Raw genomic sequence first — 19,484 nt, 5'->3', positions numbered from 1 at the left:
TATATCGACCAGGACACGCACTTCCGTAGCCATGGCAAGGTATCGATCATCGCGGTGCCTGGGCGGTTCGAGCGCTTACAGGCTCCGGCGTCAGATCGAGCGCAGGCGCTCGGCAGCGACATCGCTGAACAGCTTCACGGCGTCCTGCAGGTTGCCCAGGTACTGCGGGTGCAGCAGCCAGAGGTCGATCATCGGCTTGAAGTCGCCCACGCTGATTACGTCCAGCTCGTCGCGATGGCCGCTGCGTTCCAGCAGTGGCGCCGGCACCAGGCCGAAACCCATGCCGCTGGCGACCAGCCCCAGTTGCAGTTCGGTGCCGAAGGTTTCCAGGTTGATCTGCAGCGACAGGCCTTGCTCGGACAGCGCACGCTGCAGGCCGGCGCGGAACCCGCAGCCGTCCGGGTTGAGCACCCAGCCTTGCTGGTAGCAGTCCTTGAGCTTGCAGCTGCGCTTGCGAACGGCGCCCTTGGCCGCGACCACCAGCAGCGGCATGCGACCGATGGAGCGGCTGGCGATACCTTCGGGAAAGATCTTGCCGGCCGGAAAGAGCGCTGCGGCGGCGTCCAGTTCGCCGTTTTCCATGCGCGCGATCAGGCTGCTGCCCCAGCCGTTGACGACCTGGGTCTTGAGCTCCGGGAAGGTTTCGCGAATCTGTTGCAGGGCATCGAGCAGCACCACATCGCTGATGGTCTGTGGCACGCCAAGGCGTAGCGAACCGCTGGGCGAGCCGTCGCTAGCCACCAGTTCGCGCAACGAATCGATCTCACGCAGGATCGCCTTGCACTGCTCATAGACGCGCAGGCCCATGGGCGTCGGCTTGAGCGGTTTGGTGTTGCGGTCGAGCAGGTTGGCGCCCAGGTCTTCCTCGAAATTCTGTACGCGCCGGGTGATGGCTGGCTGGGTCAGTTGCAGCGCATCGGCCGCCAGCTTGGTCGATTGACAGCGGATCACCGCAACGAATGCATCCATGTCATCGATTTTCATCTTTGCGCTCACATATTAAGAGTTGGAAAAAATACGCCTATAGAATAACTCGCTGGATCGAGCCAGAGTAAGGATCGATTTGGCAGTGCGACCGGCAAGGCAGGGGCGGTTTGGCAAAGCACTGAATCGCCAGCCTGCTTTTGCGTAGTGGCCGCGAAGTAAGCGGGTAGGGTGGCAGCGCAGGGCATTTACCGCGGCCATTGGAAAACTCGAGGCGCAGGAACAAGGGGCTCGACGAGAGCCTCCTGGTACAGCTTTCAGCCTCTCAGGGCCTGTTCAAGATGTCTGCGCATGAAGCGGCCACGACAAAGCAGAAGCGGACATCGTTGCTTTACTTATGGGAGCAGACCCTAGTCCATGCCCGTGATTTTTTCGCGGGCATGGCCCGCTCCCACAGATAATCACCAGTCCACCCTATGGGAGCGAACGGCCGCTCCCCACTTAGCTGCCAAGATCGACGAACCTGTACTGAAAGGTTATGAGCAGGTGATCAGATCACCTGGAAGTGATGGGTCCCATCGCGGCCCAGTTGCTCGACCAGGCCGAACTCCCAATCCAGGTAGCCCTGCATGGCTTCGCGCGGGTTGTCGGTGCCCTCGTACGGGCGGCGATAGCGGTCGCTACGGGGTACCGCCAGGTGCTGGTCGCCGCTCTCCACCGGCAGGCCGGCAGCGACCCAGGCCGCCGTGCCGCCTTCGAGCAGTGCCACTGGCTTGCCGGTCAGCTCCTCCAGTTCGCTGACCGCGAAGCGGGCCAGCAGGCTGCTGCCACAGGTGAGCACATAGCGTTTGGCCACCGGCAGTTTTTCCAGGGCTTGCGGCAGCTGCGAACGCAATGCCCACCAGGCGCCCGGGATATGCCGGGCGACATGGTTGGCGCTGGTAGTGAAGTCCAGCACCAGCGTGTCGCCTTCGGCCTGCCAGGCGGCCAGCGTCTGCGCATCGATGGCGGCGGGTTGCGGCAGGGCTGGCAATGGTGGCTGCCAGGCGCCACGTGCGGTGAAGTCGCTGTCCTGCAGGCCGTCGAGCACGTGCACTTCCCAGCCCAACTGAGCCAGCCAGGAGGCGCTCATGTTGGCGCGCACGCCGTCATCGTCGGCGAGCACCAGGCGGGCGCCGCGCACGCTGGCGAAGTGGTCGGTTTCCTGCACCAACTGGCCGCCTGGCGTCGAGCGCGCGCCCGGCAGATGGCTGGCCTCGTACTCTTGCGGCGTGCGCACGTCGAACAGATACGTGGTGCGGGCGCTCTCTGCCTGCCAGCGTGCCAGCTCCTGCAGGCTGGCGCGGCCGACGCCAGCCTCGTTCGCCACGGCGCGTGCCGATTGCGCGGCCTGCTGATGATTGCGCTCGCTCACCTCACCGAAGCGCCGCGTCTGGCCGTGTTCCAGCTGCTGGCCAGCCAGGGTCCAGCCGATGGTGCCATTGCGCAGCGCCGCTACCGGGTTGGGCAGGCCGGCGTTGACCAGCGACTGGGTGCCGATGATGCTGCGGGTGCGACCGGCACAGTTCACCACGATACGGGTGGCCGGATCGGGCGCCAGTTCACGGGCGCGCAGCACCAGCTCGGCGCCCGGCACGCTGATGCCGGTAGGGATGCTCATGGTCTGGTATTCGTCGAAGCGGCGGGCATCGAGCACTACCACGTCGGCCTTGGCATCGAGCAGAGCCTTGACGTCTTCGGCAGCCAGCGACGGTGTGTGGCGCACGCTCTCGACCAGCTCGCCAAATGCCTTACTCGGCACGTTGACGTCGCGAAACAGCTCGCCACCGGCATCGCGCCAGCCGGCCAGGCCGCCTTCGAGCAGCGCCACCTGGCTATAACCCAGTGCGGCCAGGCGGTTGGCCGCTTGCTCTGCCAGGCCTTCGCCGTCGTCATAGAGGGTCACGGCGGTATCGCGCCGCGGGATGCGCGCATAGACCTCCAGTTCCAGCTTGGATAACGGAATATTGGCCGCGAACAACGGATGCGCTTCGGCAAATGGCGCCTCTTCGCGGACATCGATCAACGCCACTTCCTGCTTGACGAGCAGGGCCTGGCGGATGGCGTGGAAGGAACGGGTGGCGATCTGGCTCATGCAGGATTCTCTTTGGACAGGTCCCAGAGATTGGGAAGAAGGCTGTTGGAATAGCCGGAAATGAACGGCTTCTCGCTGCTGTCCTCAAGGTAAACAGCGCGCCGTACCGCGCCGATGTTGGCGCCGTAGACGTGGATGCTGATGGAGGTGCGATCGTCGAAGGCGTTGCTGACCCGGTGGATATCACCGATGCGCGGGGACACGGCTTCCACCTGGCCGGGTTGCAGGCGCACTGCCGGTCCTTCGGGGCGCAAGCCGGCAGCATCGCGGACGAAGCCCTGGGACAGCTCGGCGCCGCGCAGCATGCCGATCAGGCCCCAGACCCGGTGATCGTGCACTGGCGTGCTCTGGCCAGGCCCCCAGACGAAGCTGACGATGGAAAAGCGCTGGCGCGTATCGGCGTGCAGCAGAAATTGCTGATAGCGCTGCGGGTCGGGCTGGGCGAAGGCAGGCGGCAGCCAGTCGTCGTGACTGACCAGCTGATGCAGCAGTCCAGCGCCGTGCTCGAGTACCACGTGTTCTGCGGGTGAGCTGTCGAGCAATTGCGCCAGTGCATCGACGAACTGGCGCAGGCGTTGCAGATTGGGGTGGGCGCTCATGCGGATATCCGGTGGTTTGCTTAAGCCCTGCAGGGCATCGAACGGTAACGGTAGCAAACCGCTTATGTTCATAAAAATTCAATTTGTTCATAAGCTAATATGCGAATTAAGAATTTATAAGGCGGGCCTGCTGGCGCTTCAGCGGCACACCTTCGCTCGGTAGCCATTTTCTTGGAGCAAGCCTTCGAGCCGCGAAGCGATGAAAGTCTCAACTGCTGTTTATGCATATTAGGTTATGACTAAAATGAATTTCCTAATTGAATGCCGCTTGCGTAGCGTTATAAGCATTAGTTAGGCACGGACGCGCTTTTATAAAGAAAATGCTCTGTCGTGCTGGCGCCTGCCCAACATACTCAGGAGCGCGACATGAGCGTGGAAATCATCGGCATGATCACCGCCACCCCCAGTTCGGAAGTGGACCAGCCACTTGGCGATGCGGTAGATGCCGACTTCGTCCGGCGTTTCGCCCAGGCCCATGAGCGCGCGGGTTTCGACCGCGCCCTGGTCGGTTACTTTTCCAATGGCGCCGAGGGTGCGGTGGTCAGCTCGTTCATCGCCGCCGCCACCGAACGCCTGGGCATCCTGCTGGCCTATCGGCCCGGGGTGATCGCGCCACCGCTCGCGGCCCGCCAACTGGCGACCCTGGATCAGTTCAGCGATGGGCGCCTGGCGCTCAACGTGATCAGCGGCGGCAGCGATGCCGATCAGCAGCGCGACGGCGATTGGCTCGACCATGATCAACGTTACGCACGCACCGACGAATACCTGGACGCCCTCAAGGCGATCTGGACCGCCCAGGCGCCGGTCGATCACCACGGACACTACTACCGCTTCAAGGGTGCGCTGCCCAGCGTGCGCACCCGGCAGAAGCCGCACATCCCGATCTATTTCAGTGGTTCCTCGCCTGCTGCCATCCAGGTGGCGGCGCGGCACGCCGACACCTACATGCTATGGGGTGAGCCGCTCGCCGACTTCGCCGAGCACGTGCAGCAGGTGCGCGCCGCAGCCCAGCGCCAGGGGCGCAGCCCGCGGGTGTCGGTTTCCTTCCGGCCGATCATCGCCGATACCGAGGAGGGCGCCTGGAAGCGCGCGGCCGAGCTTCTCGAACGCATTCGCGAGAACCGTACTCGTCTTGGCCTGCCGATCAACGAGCATGCGCCAGCCAATACCGGCTCACAGCGCCTGCTGGCCGCCGCGCAGCGCGGCGAGGTGCTGGACGAGCGGTTGTGGACCGGCGTGGCCCGCCTGACCGGCGCGCAGTGGAATTCCACCGCGCTGGTCGGCACCGCCGAGCAGGTCGCCGCGTCGCTCGGCCGCTACTGGCAGCACGGCGCGTCCACCTTTCTGATTCGCGGTTTCGATCCCCTGGACGACGCCGAACTCTACGGTCGGGGCCTGATCCCGGCAATTCGTGAACATATCGCCACCCTGCAACAGCGCCGGGCCGGCTGACTCTGGAGATTGCCCAATGAAACTGCTTTCCCTGTTACGTCGCAGCCTGGCGACCATCGCCGTGGCTGCGCCCCTGGCACACGCCGCAGACCCAACGGTGCTGCGCATTGGTGATCAGAACTACTACAACGTGCGCGCCTCGGTGGAGGCTTCCGGCGTATTGGAAGGCGCGCCGTACAGCGTGGACTGGAAGCACTTCCAGTCCGCCGCCCCGGTCGCCGAGGCGCTGGAGGCAGGCGCCGTCGACCTTGGTTTTCTCGGTGACTCGGGCTTCATCTTCCTGGCTGCCAAAGGCGCGCCGGTCAAGCTGATCGGCGTGTCGCGGCAGAACCCGGACACCATCGCCTTGCTGGTGCCGAAGGACTCCACCGTCAAAACCATCGAAGACCTCAAGGGTAAGAAGGTCGCCTACTGGCCCGGCGCCTGGAGCCAGCAACTGACCTTGCGTGCGCTGGAAAAGGCCGGTCTGCCCCAGGATTACATCGAGTTCGTCAAACTGATGCCCATCGATGCGGCGGCTGCCTTTCCCCAAGGCAGCATCGATGCCTTCCCTGTGTGGGAGCCCTATATCTCACAGCAAACCCTGTTCTCTGGTGCCAAGCCAATCATTACCGCCAAGGGGCTGATGCCGGGGCTGTCGAGCATCGCCGCCAACGCCGAATCGATCGAGCCCAAGCGCGCCGCCATCGCCGACTTCCTTGGCCGCTTGCAGAAAGCCCGCGCCTGGGTCGAGGCTAACAAGGAGGACTACGCCGATCTGTGGGCCAAGAAGGCCAACCTGGATCAGGCGGTATCTCGCAACTGGATCGGCCACGCCAACATGACCATCGGCCCGGTCGACGAGCAGGCTGCGCGCGACTATCAGGAGACCGCTGACTTCCTCATAGAGACCGGTACGCTGAAACAGAAAGTCGACACCAGCAGGATCATCGACACGTCATTCGACAAGGCCTTTGATTAACCCTCAATTCGCTGGCCATCACTCACGAGACCGCGCGCGCGGATCGACAGCCCATACCACAGGACATCTCCACATGCGCATCTTTCGCTGTCTGGCGCTGGCCACGGCCACCGCGCTGGTTTCGGTCTCCGCTCTGGCCGAGACCCTGGTCATCGGTGACCAGAGTTACAACACCCGTACCGTCATGGAGGCTGCCGGCGTGCTCGATGACGTGCCCTATGAGGTCGACTGGAAGCAGTTCACCGCGGGCTCGCCGGTCGCCGAGGCACTGAATGTCGGCAGCCTCGACCTGGGCTTGCTCGGCGATGCGCCGCCGTTGTTTCTCGGCGCTCTGGGCGCGCCCATCAAGGTGGTGGCGGTAACCAAACAGAATCTGCAAGGCGTGGCCATCTTGGTGCGCGAGGACTCGCCGATTCGCAACCTGGCGGATTTGCGCGGCAAGCGCGCTGCCGTGTGGAAGGGTTCCTGGAGCCAGCAACTGCTGTTCACCGCGCTGGACCGTGAGGGTATCGCCCGGGACGATCTGCAGTTGAGCTACCTGAGCGCGCTCGATGCCTCCCATGCACTGGAGGGCGGTTCGGTGGACGTGATCGCCACCTGGGAGCCCTACGTCACCCAGGCCGAGCGCCACGGCGCCCGCGTGCTGACCACTGCCGAGGGGCTGATCCCCGCGCAGAGCTTCGCCGTCGCCAGCGACAAGGCTCTGGCCGGCAAACGCGCGATCATCGGCGACTTTCTGCAGCGCCTGAAACGTGCCCGTGAATGGGCGCTGGCCAACCCGGCCCACACCGACGCCTACGCCAGCGCCTGGGCCAAGCACACCCGCGCTAACGAATCCGTCGCCCGTGCCTGGTTCGCCCGTGCCCGCACCGACATCGGCCCGGTAACGCCGGCAGCCATCGAGCAGGCGCAACAGACCGTCGATTTTTTCGCCGGTCTGGGGCTGGTGAAGGGGTATCCGGCCGAGCGGCTGTTCGACAGCTCCTTCACCTCGACCTTGCAACCGGCCACCGCCCGGGCGCAATGAGTAAAGATCCTGGCGCTCGATGGATACCGGTCCTCAGGTCCAGATGGGCCGAGGGCGCGGAAAAACACATCGGAGAGCGGGGGGCAGACGCCCATCGGTTGAGCGAGCGTTTCGCTCGTCGATGGGCGCGTTGCCGGAAGGCGCTCTCAGCGCTCGTCGAGGGTGAAAGCCGTCAGGCTGTAGGTGGGGATGCCCATGTCCTGCAGTTTGCGCGAGCCGCCTAGCTCCGGCAGGTCGATGATCGCGGCCGCTTCATACAGTTCGGCGCCCATGCGCTTGACCAGTTGCACGGCAGCCAGGAGCGTGCCGCCAGTGGCGATCAGGTCGTCGACGATCAGTACCTTGTCGCCTTCGCACAGACTGTCGGCGTGGGCCTCCAGGAAGGCCTCGCCGTATTCGGTCTGGTAGCCCTGGCTGAGCACGTCAGCCGGCAGCTTGCCCTGCTTGCGAAACAGCACCAGCGGCTTGTTCAGCTCGTAGGAGAGAATCGATCCGATCAGAAAACCCCGTGCATCCATGGCGCCGACGTGGCTGAAGTCCGCTTCGACGTAGCGCTGGATCAGGCTGTCGATGACCATGCGCAGGGCACGAGGGGACTGGAACAGCGGCGTGATGTCGCGAAATACCACGCCCGGTTTGGGGAAGTCGTTGACCGGGCGGATAAGGGTCTTGATGGTGAATTCATCAAAGATCATGGCTGGGTGAATCCTTAACGGGGGTATCAGCCTTTAAGGTTACCACCTGCCAGGGCGCACAGCTCGATCGGGTCGAGAATATGCACTTCCTTGCCTTCGGCCTCGATCAGGTTGCTCTGCTGGAAGCGTGTGAACACCCGCGAGACGGTTTCCACGGCCAGGCCCAGGTGATTGCCGATCTCGTTGCGCGACATCGACAGGCGGAACTGGTTGGCCGAGAAGCCACGGGCGCTGAAGCGCGCGGACAGGTTGACCAGAAAGGTGGCGATGCGCTCGTCGGCGGTCTTCTTGGAGAGCAGCAACATCATTTGCTGGTCGTCACGAATTTCGCGGCTCATCACGCGCATCAACTGGCGGCGCAGCTGGGGCAGGCTCACCGACAGTTCGTCGAGGCGCTCGAAGGGGATTTCGCAGACCGAAGTGGTTTCCAGTGCCTGGGCCGATACCGGATACAGCTCGGTGTCCATGCCGGACAGGCCGACCAGTTCGCTAGGCAGGTGGAAGCCGGTGATCTGCTCCTCGCCGGCGTCGCTCAGGCTGAACGTTTTCAGCGCGCCGGAGCGTACGGCGAACACCGAGTTGAAGGTGTCACCCTGGCGGAACAGGAACTCGCCTTTTTTCAGGGGACGGCCGCGTTTGACGATATCGTCGAGCGCGTCCATGTCTTCGAGATCCAGCGAAAGGGGCAGGCAGAGGCTGGCGAGGCTGCAGTCCTTGCAGTGTGCCTGGTGAGTAGTACGCAGCTTGATGCTTTCGGACATCGCCCTTATCCCTAGGTAATCACTCAGAAGTCGTAAGGGTAACGCACCAGAGGGGTGCGCGGCCACCTGCCGCAGGGGGCTCAAGTGTCGCACGTGCCTGCCGATAGACTTGAACCGAGTAGTGAACGGAAAAGGAGAATTGCTGATGCGTGTGGATACCCCCGTTTCGGTCGAGCGCAATACCTCGCTGGCCAGCTCAGCGCTGGCTGCCGCCCCTGCACCTGCTGAAACCAGCGATCAAGCCGTTGTAGCCGTGCCGCTAGCCAGCGTAGCTGCAGAGCCTGGCGTCAAAATCACCTTGTCGATGGAAGGTCTGGCGCGATCCAAGGAGAAGGACAAGAATAAAGATATCGATGAAAGCGATTTGCCTATGACCATCAAGGAACTTCTGAAGATGATTCGTGAGTTGAAGATGCAACTCGCGCAGAAAATGGCCGAGTTGCAGGCGATCATGCAAAGCGATACGGACGACGAGACGCGGCAGGCCAGTGTTCAGGCCCTGCAGAACCAAGTCAGCTCCATCAGCGGTGCACTCAGCTCTGCCAGCGCTCAATTGGTCAAGGCGATGAGAGATTCGGGCCTCAGCCAACAGCAGAGTGCCACCGTGTCGTCGCTGATGAGCAGCTGATCGGCAGGTTCGTCGGTCACGCCGCGACGCACTCAGATCACCCGCGAAAAACGCTGCAGGTTGGTCTCGCCCAGGTAGCGGTCGAACAGCATGCACAGCGAGCGCACCAGCAGGCGTCCCGCCGGCAGGACCTCGATGCCGCTGTCACGCAAATCGATCAGACCGTCGCGGTGCAACTGCTGCAGCGCCGGCCAGGCGTCCGCGAAGTAGCTGGGCATAGTGATGGCGAAATGCTCTTCGATATCCGCGAACGCCAATTGGAAGTGACAGATCAGCTGCTGAATCACGGCGCGGCGAATGCGATCGTCAGCGTTGCAGCCCAGGCCGCGTTGGGTCGCCAACTGGCGATTGTTCAGGCTGGTCTGATAGGCGGCCAGGTCCGAGCCGTTCTGGCAGTACAGGTCGCCGATCTGGCTGATCGACGATACGCCCAGACCGATCAGGTCGCAGTGGCCGTGGGTGGTATAGCCCTGGAAGTTGCGCTGCAGGCTGCCGTCTTCCTGGGCGCTGGCCAGCTCGTCATCGGGCAGGGCGAAATGGTCCATGCCGATATAGCGATAACCCGCGCTGGCCAGCTGCTCGATGCTGCCCTGCAGCATGGCCAGCTTGGCTGCCGCGCTCGGTAGCTGCCCGCTGTCGATGCGCCGTTGCGGCATGAAACGCTCCGGCAGATGGGCGTAGTTGAACAGCGACAGACGATCCGGCTGCAGGGCGATGACCTGCTGCACCGTACGGGCGAAATTCTCCGGCGTCTGCAGCGGCAGGCCATAGATCAGGTCGATGTTCACCGAGCGAAATTGCAGGGTGCGCGCCGCCTCGATGATGGCGCGGGTTTCTTCCAGGCTCTGCAGGCGGTTGATGGCGCGCTGCACGTTGGGGTCCAGGTCCTGCACGCCGAGGCTGACGCGGTTGAAACCCAGCTCGCGCAGCAGGCCCATGGTCGACCAGTCCGCCTCGCGCGGGTCGATCTCGATGCTGTAGTCGCCGGAGTCGTCGTCGAGCAGTGTGAAGTGCTCGCGCAGCTTGCCCATCAGCTGGCGCAGTTCGTCATGGCTGAGAAAGGTCGGGGTGCCGCCGCCCAGGTGCAGCTGTTCGATGCGCTGGCGCTTGTCGACATGCAGGCCGATCAGCGCCATCTCCCGCTCCAGGGCTTGCAGGTACGGCTGGGTGCGGCCGCGATCCTTGGTGATGACCTTGTTGCAGGCGCAGTAGTAGCAGATGTTGGCGCAGAACGGCAGGTGCAGGTACAGCGACAGCGGACGCAGGGCGCGGCGACTCTCGCGCAGGGCGTGCAGCAGGTCGAATGAGCCGACGCCGTCGTGGAACTGCACGGCGGTCGGGTAGGAGGTGTAGCGCGGGCCGGCTTGATCGTAGCGGCGGATCAGGTCGGAATCCCACTGGATGGCGTCGAGCATGGCGAATTCCGCTTCAGCGTTGATTGCTCAGCAGTCTAGGGGGCGTATGGGCGGGGCTTTTTGATCTGAGTCATGGGGTCGCAGCGGTGGTGTGACCGCTCGTAGATTCGCAGATCGGCTCGTAGCCTGGGTGTCGCTTCGCTCACCCAGGCTACGGGGGAGCGTTAGTGACCCATCAACCAATGCTGATGCGGGCCGGGCAGGGTCCACAGGCCGAACAGGATCACCAGCAGGCCGCCGGCGATGCGCACGCCACGCCGGCGCAGCAGGCTGACCAGGCGCTCGGCCGCAAGCCCCGTGGCCAGCAACACCGGCAGGGTACCGAGGCCGAAGGCGAACATCAGCGCGGCGCTGCGCAGGGCATCACCCTGGCTCGCCGCCCACAGCAGGGTGCTGTACACCAGGCCGCAGGGCAGCCAGCCCCACAGGCCGCCGAGCATCAGGGCACGCGGCGCGTTGCTGATCGGCATGACGCGTCGGGTGATCGGTTGCAGGTGCCGCCAGAGGCCGCGGCCGAGTGCTTCGATACGCGTCAGGCCGCTCCACCAGCCGGCCAGGTAAAGGCCCATGGCGATCAGCAGCAGGCCGGCGATGCTGCGCATTACCGTGGCGAGCGGACCACTGGCCAACGCCCACCCAGCCAGGCCGAGCAGCAGGCCGGCAGCCGTGTAGCTGAGGATGCGCCCGGCGTTGTAGGCGACCAGCAAGCGTAGGCGCTGGTGGCGCCGTTCGGCGGGGATGGCCAGGGTCAGCGCGCCCATCAGCCCGCCGCACATGCCCAGGCAATGGCCGCCGCCGAGCAGGCCGAGCATCAGCGCGGAAAGCAGTTGCGGCAGCAGGTCAGTCATGGTCTTTGGCGGCGGGCTCGTGTTTGGCCTGTTTCACCGCTGCCTGGTGGCGCGGGTCATCGTCATCGAAGAGGATGCGGTGCGCCGGGCTGTCGAGGTCGTCGTACTGGCCGCTGTCCACCGCCCAGAAGAACAGCCACACGGCGAAGGCGACCAGCAGCAGGGCGACGGGAATCAGGATGTACAGCGCGGTCATGGTGCTTTCCCCAGGCGCAGTGCGTTGAGTACCACCAGCAACGAGCTGGCCGACATGCCCAGCGCGGCCCAGATCGGCGTGATCCAGCCCAAGGCGGCGAAGGGCAGCACCAGGCCATTGTACAGCCCGGCCCAGGCCAGGTTCTCGATGATGATGGTGCGGGTGCGGCGCGCCAGGCGCAGGGCATCGACCAGGCTGGTCAGCCGGTTGGAGAGCAGCACGGCATCGGCGCTGGTCTTGGCCAGATCCGAGGCCGAGCCCATGGCCACGCTGATATCGGCGCCGGCGAGCACCGGCACGTCGTTGACGCCGTCGCCGAGCATCAGCACGCGGCGGCCTTGCGTCTGCAGATCATGCAGGATGGCCAGCTTGGCGTCCGGGGTCAGCCCGCCGCGGGCTTGGTCGATACCCAACTGGCGGGCCACTTCGCCGACCATGGGCGAGCTGTCGCCGCTCAGCAGCAGGAGCTGCCAACCGCGCCCGCGCGCCGCCTCGACCAGGGCCGGCGCATCGTCGCGCAGGCGGTCGTCGAGTACGAACCAGGCCAGCGGCCCCTGTTCGTCGCCGAGCAGCAGCCACTGGCCCTGTTCGCCGACAATGACTGGCGCAGGGCTGGCGCTCAGGCCACTGACGAAATCGGCCTGACCGATACGCAACCGGCGCCCCTCGACGACACCCTCGAGGCCCAGCCCTGGCACGTTCTGCAGCGCCTCCACCGGTGCCGTGGCGTGGCCGAAGGCGCGGGCTATGGGATGTTCGGACTGGCTTTCCAGCGCCGCGGCCAGGGCCAGGCAAGTGTCGCTATCCAGGCCGCCGAGCGGTTGCACGGTGCGCAGGGTCAGGCGGCCTTCGGTGAGGGTGCCGGTCTTGTCGACGATCAGTGTGTCGATCTGCTCCATGCCTTCGAGCACATGACCGCGGGTCAGCAGCATGCCGAGCTTGTGCAGGGTGCCGGTAGCGGTGGTCAGCGCCGTCGGCGTAGCCAGGGCGAGGGCGCAGGGGCAGGTGGCGACGAGCAGGGCGAGCACCACCCAGAACGCCCGCGATGCATCGAGCTGCCACCAGACAACCCCGACGATGGCCGCCACCACCAGCACGATCAACAGGAACCATTGCGCCACCCGGTCGGCGATCTCGGCCAGGCGCGGCTTCTCGCCTTGTGCCCGCTCCAGCAGGCGGACGATGGCCGACAGCCGGGTGGCGTCGCCCAGCGCCTGCACCTCGACGGTGAGCGGCCCTTCTACATTCAGCGTGCCGGCGGTCACGGCATCGCCGACGCTGCGCGGTTGCGGCAGGTACTCGCCGGTGAGCAGGGATTCATCGACGCTGGACTGCCCGGCCAGCACCCGGCCGTCAGCCGGTAGCAGCGCGCCCGGCGGCACCAGCACGCGGTCGCCGGGTTGCAGCTCGCTGAGCAGGATGCGCTGGCTGTGGCCCTGCTCATCCAGGCGCAGGCAGGAGGCCGGCAGCAGCTTGACCAGTTGCGCGGTAGCCGCCGCTGTACGCTCCCGGGCACGGCGTTCCAGGTAGCGACCGCTGAGCAGGAACAGGGCGAACATGCCCACGGCATCGAAATACAACTCGCCATGGCCCATGACGGTGGACCAGATGCCTGCTGCATAGGCGCCGCCGATGGCCAGCGACACCGAGACGTCCATGCTCAGGTGGCGGGTGCGCAGGTCGCGCAGCGCGCCACGGAAGAATTGGCCGCAGCAGTAGAAGACGATGGGCGTGGTGAGAAACAGGCTGACCCAGCGCAGGATGCTGTCCAGCTCGGGGCTCAGGTCGACGTTGAATTCCGGCCAGGTGGCCATGCTGGCCATCATCACCTGCATCCATAGCAGCCCGGCGACGCCCAGCTGGCGCATTGCGCGGCGATTCTCGCGGGTCAGCTGCTCGGCGGCGGCATCGGCTTGCCAGGGGTGGGCGGCGTAGCCGATGCGGCGCACCTCGCCGAGCAGTGCGCTCAAGGGCAGGGCGCTGGCGCTCCAGCGTACCCGCAGGCGATGGTTGGACAGGTTCAGGTGCGCCTCGGCTACACCGGGCAGGGCCGCGAGGTGCTTTTCGATCAGCCAGCCACAGGCCGCACAACTGATGCCCTCGATCAGCAGGTTGGTTTCGCGCCATTCACCGTTCTGTTCGACGAAGGGCTGCTGCACGTCGCGGCGGTCATACAGGGCCAGCTCGTCGGGCAGCGCCTGGGGCAACTGTTGGGGGTTGTTGGCCGCTTCGCTGCGGTGGCTGTAGTAGTGCTCCAGGCCGTTCTGCACGATGGTTTCCGCCACCGCCTGGCAGCCTGGGCAGCACATCTCACGGGCCTGGCCCAGCACCACTGCCGAGAAGCGGCTGCCCGCCGGCACCGGCAGGCCGCAGTGGTAGCAGGGCGCCGGGCTGCTGCGCTCGAGCGGCGCGCCGGTGGCAAGCGAGGTGTCGATCAGCGTTCATCCCCGAGCTGGATGCGTTTTCCGGCTTCGAGGGTTTCTTCCTCGAACAGGCGCCAGTCCTGGCCGCCTTCCTGACCGACCAGCTCGACGAAGCGCCGGCCCTGCACGCTGTCCTGCAGGTTGCCGCGATACAGGCCTTCACCCTGATGTTGCAGCACCACGCGGCGATCGCGCTCCGGCTGGGTCGGCGATACCAGGTTGAGCACCAATTGCGCGGGCGCGCTGGCGCCGTGCAGTTGCAGCTCGGCGATGCCACGTTCGTCGTCCAGGTCCAGCGTCGCCTGCAGTTTCAGGCGCACTGCCAGGTTCTCGCGCTCCAGGGACTGGTTGATGCCTTTGCCGACGTCGTAATAGTCGTCGGAGATCAACCCCGGCGGATTGCGCGTGGCGACGGTCAGCAGGGTCAGCCCCTGGATCACCGAGTAGCCGAGCAGGGCGATCAGGAACCAGGGCCAGAACTGCTTGTACCAGGGGGTGGGTTGGAGGTCTTCGTTCATGGTTGGCCTGCTCTTTGATTCGATTTGGTGGGCTGAAGCCCAGCCTACAGTTGTAACTCGGTAGGGTGGGCCGGGCGGCGATCCGCGAAGCCCACCGGCTTTCGCTATTTCACGCTCGGCCCGATAAAGCGGCTGCTGGCGTCGTTGTGGATGCTGTCGTCGTCGGTGGCACGGATACGGAAGGTGATCTCGTTGGTGCTCGACGGCAGCTTCTCGGCGTCGATGGACAGCTCCACGGGGATCGCCAGCACCTCGCCGGCCAGGGCGCGGACTTCGCGGCGGCCTTCGTAGACCAGGCCGTCCAGGCCGTCGGCGTCGATGCGGTAGATTACGTCCTGCTGGGCCTTGTTCATGATCTTCAGGGTGTAAACGTTCTCGATTCGGCCCTGCTCGTTCTCGCGGTAGAGTACCCGATCCTTGAGCACGTCCAGTTCGACCAGCGGGCGGTTGCTCACCGCCCAGGCGAATACCGCCAGCATGGCCATCAGGGCGGCGGCGTAGCCGATCAGCCGTGGGCGCAGCAGGCGGGTCTTCTGTCCCGAGAGGTTGTGTTCGGTGGTATAGCTGATCAGCCCGCGCGGGTAGTTCATCTTGTCCATGACGGCGTCGCAGGCGTCGATGCACGCGGCGCAACCGATGCACTCGATCTGCAGGCCGTCGCGAATGTCAATGCCGGTCGGGCACACCTGCACGCACAGGGTGCAGTCGATGCAGTCGCCCAGGCCCTGGCCCTTGTGGTCGGCGGTCTTCTTGCGCGGGCCGCGGGTTTCGCCACGGCGTGGGTCGTAGGAGACGATCAGCGTGTCCTGGTCGAACATCACGCTCTGGAAGCGCGCATAGGGGCACATGTGGATGCACACCTGCTCGCGCAGCCAGCCGGCATTGCCGTAGGTGGCGAGGGTGAAGAAGGCGATCCAGAACAGCGCCCAGCCGCTGGCTTCGAAGGTGACCAGTTCGGCGAGCAGTTCGCGGATCGGCGCAAAATAGCCGACGAAGGTCAGTGCAGTGGCCAGGGAAACGCCCAGCCAGATGCTGTGCTTGGCGAAGCGACGAGCGAACTTGTTGGCACTCATCGGCGCCTTTTCCAGTTTCATGCGCTGGTTGCGGTCGCCCTCGGTGACCTTTTCCGCCCACATGAATATCCAGGTGAACACGCTCTGCGGGCAGGTATAGCCGCACCACACCCGGCCGGCGAACACGGTGATGAAGAACAGCCCGAAGGCGGCAATGATCAGCAGCGCCGAGAGCAGCACGAAATCCTGAGGCCAGTAGGTGGCGCCGAAGATGTGGAACTTGCGCTCCGGCAGGTTCCACCATACCGCCTGGTGGCCGTCCCAGTTCAGCCACACGGTGCCGAAGTAGAGAACGAACAACAGAGCCCCGCCAGCACGCCGCAGGTTGCGGTAGAAGCCACTGAACGCGCGGGTGTGGATCTTCTCGCGGCTGGCATAGAGGTCGATGGTCTCGCCGGCGGGCGGCGTGACGTTCTTGACGGGGATCTGTTGGCTCATCGAGGGCTACCACAACGGTTGGTCGGGCCTGCTGCGACCGATACGTGCCGGTCGCGATCGTTCGCTGCGCCGATGGTACGCCGCAACGCCAGATCGGGCTTGCGGCTACCCGTCGCAGGGTAGGTACCGGGCCATGCTAGGCGCAGCATGCCGGAGCCGTCCTGACCCAGATCAGGGCACTCAATCTTTCTCCTGGTTTTGCGCTTCTGCCGGCGCCTTTTCGCGCTGCGACAGGCTGTACACGTAGGCGGCCAACAGGTGCACCTTGTCGTTGCCGAGAAATTCCGCCTGCGCCGGCATCTTGCCGCTGCGCCCATGGCGAATGGTCTGCTGCACCTGGGCGAAGCTGGAACCGTATAACCACACCTTGTCCGTCAGGTTCGGTGCGCCGAGCACCTGCATGCCCTTGCCGTCGGGGCCGTGGCACATGGCGCAATTGGTGGCGAAGAGCTGTTTGCCCGCGTCCAGATCGACGGCGATGCCCGCCGGGTTTTCCAGGTTCGAGAGGCTGCGCACGTACCCGGTCACGTCACGCACGCCGTCGTCGCCGAGAATCCCCTGCCAGGCCGGCATTACACCCTGGCGGCCGTGCAGGATGGAAGTCTTGATGGTTTCCGGGTCGCCGCCGTACAGCCAGTCGTCATCGGTCAGGTTGGGAAAACCGAAGGCGCCCTTGGCATCGGCGCCGTGGCATACGGCGCAGTTGTTGGCGAACAATCGGCCACCGATTTTCAGCGCTTTCTCGTCCCTGGCCAGTTCGCTGATGGGGGTGACCGCGTACCCGGCGAAGAGTGGGCCGTAGCGTGCATCAGCAGCGGCCATCTCGCGCTGCCACTGGCCGACTTGGCTCCAGCCCTCGTCGTAACCGGGCAGCAGCCCCTTGAAGTTGCCCAGCCCGGGGTAGAGCAGCAGGTAGCCGACGGCGAATGCCAGGGTGCCGAGAAACAGCAGGAACCACCAGCGCGGCAGCGGGTTGTCGTATTCCTCGATGCCGTCGAAGTTGTGCCCCGTGGTCTGCTCGCTGTCGCCCGGCCGCTGGCCCTTGCGGGTGGCGATGAGCAGCCAGGTCAGGCCCAGCAGCGTGCCGAGGGTGGCCAGCGCGATGAACAGGCTCCAGAAGGTGCTCAAGGTTTATCGTCCCCAGCCTTCCGGTCCTGCTGGCTGGCGCTCTGCGGCGGCTCGTCGACGAAGGGCAGGTTGGCCGCTTCGTCGAAGCTGGACTTGCGCTTGCTGCTGTAGGCCCAGAGCACCACGGCGACGAAGGCGATGAACACCACGGCGGTGCCTATGCCGCGGATGGTGCCGATATCGGTCAGGAAGGTTGGCATGGCGTCACCGCTTGTTCTGGATCGAGGTGCCGAGCACCTGCAGGTAGGCGATCAGTGCGTCCAGCTCGCTCTTGCCGGCCACCGCCTCGCGGGCCTTGGCGATGTCGTCGTCGCTGTAGGGAATGCCGAAGCCCTGCATGACCTTGAGCTTTTCGGCGCTCAGGGCGCCGTCGAGCGTGCGCTCGGCCAGCCAGGGATAGGCGGGCATCTTCGATTCCGGCACCAGGTCGCGCGGGTTGATCAGGTGGGCGCGGTGCCACTCGTCCGAGTAGCGCCCGCCAATTCGCGCCAGATCCGGGCCGGTGCGCTTGGAGCCCCACAGGAAGGGGTGATCCCAGACGCTTTCACCGGCTACCGAATAGTGGCCGTAGCGCTCGGTTTCGGCACGGAACGGGCGGATCATCTGCGAATGGCAACCCACGCAGCCTTCGCGAATGTAGATGTCGCGGCCTTCGAGCTGCAGCGCGGTGTAGGGCCGCATGCCGGCCACCGGCTCGTTGACCACGTCCTGGAAGAACAGCGGGACGATCTGCGTGAGGCCGCCGATGCTCACGGCGATGACCATCAGCAGGGTCATCAGGCCGAGGTTCTTTTCGATCAGGTCGTGCTTCATCGGCCGGTTTCCCCGTTTTGCGCCAGGGCAATCCGCGCGCTGGCGTCGTAGTTGGCCGGCTCGGCGGCGCGAATGGTGCGCCAGGTGTTCCAGGCCATCAGCAGCATGCCGCTGAAGAAGATCGCGCCGCCGATCATGCGCACCACGTAGCCCCAGTGGCTGGCCGCCACCGACTCGATGAACGAGTAGGTGAGCGTGCCGTCTTCCTGCACCGCCCGCCACATCAGGCCCTGGGTGATGCCGTTGACCCACATGGCGACGATGTACAGCACGGTGCCGATGGTCGCCAGCCAGAAGTGCAGGTGGATCGCCGCCAGGCTGTGCATCTGTTCACGGCCGAATACCCGGGGGATCAGGTGATACAGCGAGCCGAAGGTGATCATCGCCACCCAGCCCAGGGCGCCGGCGTGTACGTGGCCGATGGTCCAATCGGTGTAGTGCGACAGCGCGTTGACCGTCTTGATGGCCATCATCGGCCCCTCGAAGGTGGACATGCCGTAGAACGCCAGGGAGACCACCAGAAAGCGTAGGATCGGGTCGGTGCGCAACTTATGCCAGGCACCCGACAACGTCATCATGCCGTTGATCATGCCGCCCCAGCTCGGTGCCAGGAGGATGATCGACATCACCATGCCCAGGCTCTGAGCCCAGTCCGGCAGGGCGGTGTAGTGCAGGTGGTGCGGGCCGGCCCAGATGTACAGGGTGATCAGCGCCCAGAAGTGCACGATGGACAGTCGGTACGAGTAGATCGGCCGGTTGGCCTGCTTGGGTACGAAGTAGTACATCATCCCCAGAAAGCCGGTGGTCAGGAAGAAGCCCACCGCGTTGTGGCCGTACCACCACTGGATCATCGCGTCGGTGGCGCCGGCGTATACCGAGTAGGACTTGAACAGGCTGACCGGCACGGCGGCGCTGTTGACCAGGTGCAGCATGCCGGTAACCAGGATGAAGGCGCCGAAGAACCAGTTGGCCACGTAGATATGCCGGGTGCGGCGCTTGAACAGGGTGCCGAAGAACACGCCGATATAGGCGAACCAGACGATGCCCAGGAGAACGTCGATCGGCCATTCCAGCTCGGCGTATTCCTTGCTGCTGGTGTAGCCCATTGGCAGGCTGACTACCGCCGCGACGATCACCGCCTGCCAGCCCCAGAAGGTGAAGGCCGCCAGGCGGTCTGACGCCAGCCGCACCTGACAGGTGCGCTGCACCACGTAATAGCTGGTGGCGAACAGCGCGCAACCGCCGAAGGCGAAGATCACCGCATTGGTGTGCAGCGGGCGCAGGCGGCCGAAGCTGGTCCAGGGCAGATCGAAGTTCAGTTGCGGCCATACCAGCTGCGCGGCGATGAACACCCCCAGCGCCATGCCGACCACGCCCCAGACCACGGTCATCACCGCGAACTGGCGCACCACCTTGTAGTTGTAGGCAGCCGGACTGCTTGCTGGGCTCAT

General features: G+C 64.9%; 19 protein-coding genes. 4 read left to right on the top strand and 15 right to left on the bottom strand.

What is annotated here, in order from left to right:
* Positions 1-90: 90 nt before the first annotated feature.
* The 3 genes from BVH03_RS14935 to BVH03_RS14925 form a co-directional block, all read right to left on the bottom strand.
* Entirely contained in the window at positions 91-984 is an 894-nt protein-coding gene (locus tag BVH03_RS14935) for a LysR family transcriptional regulator (RefSeq protein WP_075961891.1), read from the bottom strand.
* A 490-nt stretch (positions 985-1,474) separates the two neighbouring features.
* On the bottom strand, positions 1,475-3,058 hold the full coding sequence (locus BVH03_RS14930; RefSeq protein WP_075961890.1) for a rhodanese-related sulfurtransferase: 1,584 nt from the start codon (positions 3,056-3,058) through the stop codon (positions 1,475-1,477).
* Positions 3,055-3,657 carry a cysteine dioxygenase gene (locus BVH03_RS14925; protein WP_075961889.1) on the bottom strand — a complete coding sequence of 201 codons (603 nt, stop codon included), beginning with the start codon at positions 3,655-3,657 and terminating at the stop codon, positions 3,055-3,057. Before BVH03_RS14925 ends, BVH03_RS14930 begins: the two co-directional genes overlap by 4 nt.
* Positions 3,658-4,044: 387 nt before the next feature.
* Between BVH03_RS14925 and BVH03_RS14920 the strand changes: the two genes are divergently transcribed.
* The 3 genes from BVH03_RS14920 (at position 4,045) to BVH03_RS14910 (ending at position 7,097) form a co-directional block, all read left to right on the top strand.
* A complete protein-coding gene (locus tag BVH03_RS14920; RefSeq protein ID WP_143485976.1) occupies positions 4,045-5,109 on the top strand; it encodes an LLM class flavin-dependent oxidoreductase in 1,065 nt (354 codons plus the stop codon).
* Positions 5,110-5,125: 16 nt separating this feature from the next.
* Positions 5,126-6,070 (top strand): ABC transporter substrate-binding protein, encoded by a 945-nt coding sequence (locus tag BVH03_RS14915; RefSeq protein WP_075961887.1) that lies wholly within the window; start codon positions 5,126-5,128, stop codon positions 6,068-6,070.
* A gap of 73 nt (positions 6,071-6,143) precedes the next feature.
* Positions 6,144-7,097 (top strand): ABC transporter substrate-binding protein, encoded by a 954-nt coding sequence (locus tag BVH03_RS14910; protein WP_075961886.1) that lies wholly within the window; start codon positions 6,144-6,146, stop codon positions 7,095-7,097.
* A 146-nt stretch (positions 7,098-7,243) separates the two neighbouring features.
* On the opposite strand, the gene BVH03_RS14905 is transcribed toward BVH03_RS14910, so the two are convergent.
* Positions 7,244-7,792 (bottom strand): adenine phosphoribosyltransferase, encoded by a 549-nt coding sequence (locus BVH03_RS14905; RefSeq protein ID WP_075961885.1) that lies wholly within the window; start codon positions 7,790-7,792, stop codon positions 7,244-7,246.
* A 26-nt stretch (positions 7,793-7,818) separates the two neighbouring features.
* Positions 7,819-8,553 carry a fumarate/nitrate reduction transcriptional regulator Fnr gene (gene fnr / locus BVH03_RS14900; RefSeq protein WP_075961884.1) on the bottom strand — a complete coding sequence of 245 codons (735 nt, stop codon included), beginning with the start codon at positions 8,551-8,553 and terminating at the stop codon, positions 7,819-7,821.
* 145 nt (positions 8,554-8,698) lie between these two features.
* On the opposite strand from fnr, the gene BVH03_RS14895 reads away from it, so the two are divergent.
* Entirely contained in the window at positions 8,699-9,181 is a 483-nt protein-coding gene (locus tag BVH03_RS14895) for a hypothetical protein (RefSeq protein WP_075961883.1), read from the top strand.
* Between the two features lie 32 nt (positions 9,182-9,213).
* On the opposite strand, the gene hemN is transcribed toward BVH03_RS14895, so the two are convergent.
* The 10 genes from hemN to ccoN all read right to left on the bottom strand — a co-directional run bounded on the left by hemN (position 9,214) and on the right by ccoN (position 19,484).
* A complete protein-coding gene (gene hemN / locus BVH03_RS14890; RefSeq protein WP_075961882.1) occupies positions 9,214-10,596 on the bottom strand; it encodes an oxygen-independent coproporphyrinogen III oxidase in 1,383 nt (460 codons plus the stop codon).
* A gap of 164 nt (positions 10,597-10,760) precedes the next feature.
* A complete protein-coding gene (locus tag BVH03_RS14885; RefSeq protein ID WP_075961881.1) occupies positions 10,761-11,444 on the bottom strand; it encodes a sulfite exporter TauE/SafE family protein in 684 nt (227 codons plus the stop codon).
* A complete protein-coding gene (gene ccoS, locus BVH03_RS14880; RefSeq protein ID WP_027910383.1) occupies positions 11,437-11,640 on the bottom strand; it encodes a cbb3-type cytochrome oxidase assembly protein CcoS in 204 nt (67 codons plus the stop codon). Before ccoS ends, BVH03_RS14885 begins: the two co-directional genes overlap by 8 nt.
* The gene (locus tag BVH03_RS14875) at positions 11,637-14,075 is read right to left on the bottom strand and encodes a heavy metal translocating P-type ATPase (RefSeq protein ID WP_075961880.1); all 2,439 of its coding nucleotides are present in this window, start codon (positions 14,073-14,075) and stop codon (positions 11,637-11,639) included. Before BVH03_RS14875 ends, ccoS begins: the two co-directional genes overlap by 4 nt.
* On the bottom strand, positions 14,075-14,581 hold the full coding sequence (locus BVH03_RS14870) for a FixH family protein (protein ID WP_075961879.1): 507 nt from the start codon (positions 14,579-14,581) through the stop codon (positions 14,075-14,077). Before BVH03_RS14870 ends, BVH03_RS14875 begins: the two co-directional genes overlap by 1 nt.
* 104 nt (positions 14,582-14,685) lie before the next feature.
* The gene (ccoG, locus tag BVH03_RS14865) at positions 14,686-16,092 is read right to left on the bottom strand and encodes a cytochrome c oxidase accessory protein CcoG (protein ID WP_075961878.1); all 1,407 of its coding nucleotides are present in this window, start codon (positions 16,090-16,092) and stop codon (positions 14,686-14,688) included.
* Between the two features lie 180 nt (positions 16,093-16,272).
* Positions 16,273-17,220, bottom strand: a complete 948-nt coding sequence (gene ccoP, locus BVH03_RS14860) for a cytochrome-c oxidase, cbb3-type subunit III (RefSeq protein ID WP_075961877.1) — start codon at positions 17,218-17,220, stop codon at positions 16,273-16,275.
* Positions 17,217-17,420: a CcoQ/FixQ family Cbb3-type cytochrome c oxidase assembly chaperone gene (locus tag BVH03_RS14855; protein ID WP_075961876.1), complete on the bottom strand. Its 204-nt coding sequence runs from the start codon at positions 17,418-17,420 to the stop codon at positions 17,217-17,219. The genes ccoP and BVH03_RS14855 overlap by 4 nt, the downstream gene beginning before the upstream one ends.
* Before the next feature lie 4 nt (positions 17,421-17,424).
* Entirely contained in the window at positions 17,425-18,033 is a 609-nt protein-coding gene (gene ccoO, locus BVH03_RS14850; RefSeq protein WP_027910389.1) for a cytochrome-c oxidase, cbb3-type subunit II, read from the bottom strand.
* Positions 18,030-19,484 carry a cytochrome-c oxidase, cbb3-type subunit I gene (gene ccoN, locus BVH03_RS14845; RefSeq protein WP_075961875.1) on the bottom strand — a complete coding sequence of 485 codons (1,455 nt, stop codon included), beginning with the start codon at positions 19,482-19,484 and terminating at the stop codon, positions 18,030-18,032. Before ccoN ends, ccoO begins: the two co-directional genes overlap by 4 nt.

It is taken from the genome of Pseudomonas sp. PA15(2017) (assembly GCF_001945395.1).
GTDB lineage: Bacteria > Pseudomonadota > Gammaproteobacteria > Pseudomonadales > Pseudomonadaceae > Aquipseudomonas.
The sequence above is the reverse complement of the archived record's forward strand: the minus strand, read 5'-3'. Positions and strand labels throughout refer to the sequence as shown.

Bases quoted from the DNA above. Each gene is read 5' to 3' on its own strand.
- ccoS (WP_027910383.1), bottom strand. From the start codon at position 11,640: ATGACCGCGCTGTACATCCTGATTCCCGTCGCCCTGCTGCTGGTCGCC.
- ccoN (WP_075961875.1), bottom strand. From the start codon at position 19,484: ATGAGCCCAGCAAGCAGTCCGGCTGCCTACAACTACAAGGTGGTGCGC.
- ccoG (WP_075961878.1), bottom strand. From the start codon at position 16,092: ATGAGCCAACAGATCCCCGTCAAGAACGTCACGCCGCCCGCCGGCGAG.
- BVH03_RS14855 (WP_075961876.1), bottom strand. From the start codon at position 17,420: ATGCCAACCTTCCTGACCGATATCGGCACCATCCGCGGCATAGGCACC.
- BVH03_RS14870 (WP_075961879.1), bottom strand. From the start codon at position 14,581: ATGAACGAAGACCTCCAACCCACCCCCTGGTACAAGCAGTTCTGGCCC.
- BVH03_RS14920 (WP_143485976.1), top strand. From the start codon at position 4,045: ATGATCACCGCCACCCCCAGTTCGGAAGTGGACCAGCCACTTGGCGAT.
- BVH03_RS14905 (WP_075961885.1), bottom strand. From the start codon at position 7,792: ATGATCTTTGATGAATTCACCATCAAGACCCTTATCCGCCCGGTCAAC.
- BVH03_RS14895 (WP_075961883.1), top strand. From the start codon at position 8,699: ATGCGTGTGGATACCCCCGTTTCGGTCGAGCGCAATACCTCGCTGGCC.
- BVH03_RS14915 (WP_075961887.1), top strand. From the start codon at position 5,126: ATGAAACTGCTTTCCCTGTTACGTCGCAGCCTGGCGACCATCGCCGTG.
- BVH03_RS14930 (WP_075961890.1), bottom strand. From the start codon at position 3,058: ATGAGCCAGATCGCCACCCGTTCCTTCCACGCCATCCGCCAGGCCCTG.
- hemN (WP_075961882.1), bottom strand. From the start codon at position 10,596: ATGCTCGACGCCATCCAGTGGGATTCCGACCTGATCCGCCGCTACGAT.
- BVH03_RS14925 (WP_075961889.1), bottom strand. From the start codon at position 3,657: ATGAGCGCCCACCCCAATCTGCAACGCCTGCGCCAGTTCGTCGATGCA.
- ccoO (WP_027910389.1), bottom strand. From the start codon at position 18,033: ATGAAGCACGACCTGATCGAAAAGAACCTCGGCCTGATGACCCTGCTG.
- fnr (WP_075961884.1), bottom strand. From the start codon at position 8,553: ATGTCCGAAAGCATCAAGCTGCGTACTACTCACCAGGCACACTGCAAG.
- BVH03_RS14935 (WP_075961891.1), bottom strand. From the start codon at position 984: ATGAAAATCGATGACATGGATGCATTCGTTGCGGTGATCCGCTGTCAA.
- BVH03_RS14910 (WP_075961886.1), top strand. From the start codon at position 6,144: ATGCGCATCTTTCGCTGTCTGGCGCTGGCCACGGCCACCGCGCTGGTT.
- BVH03_RS14885 (WP_075961881.1), bottom strand. From the start codon at position 11,444: ATGACTGACCTGCTGCCGCAACTGCTTTCCGCGCTGATGCTCGGCCTG.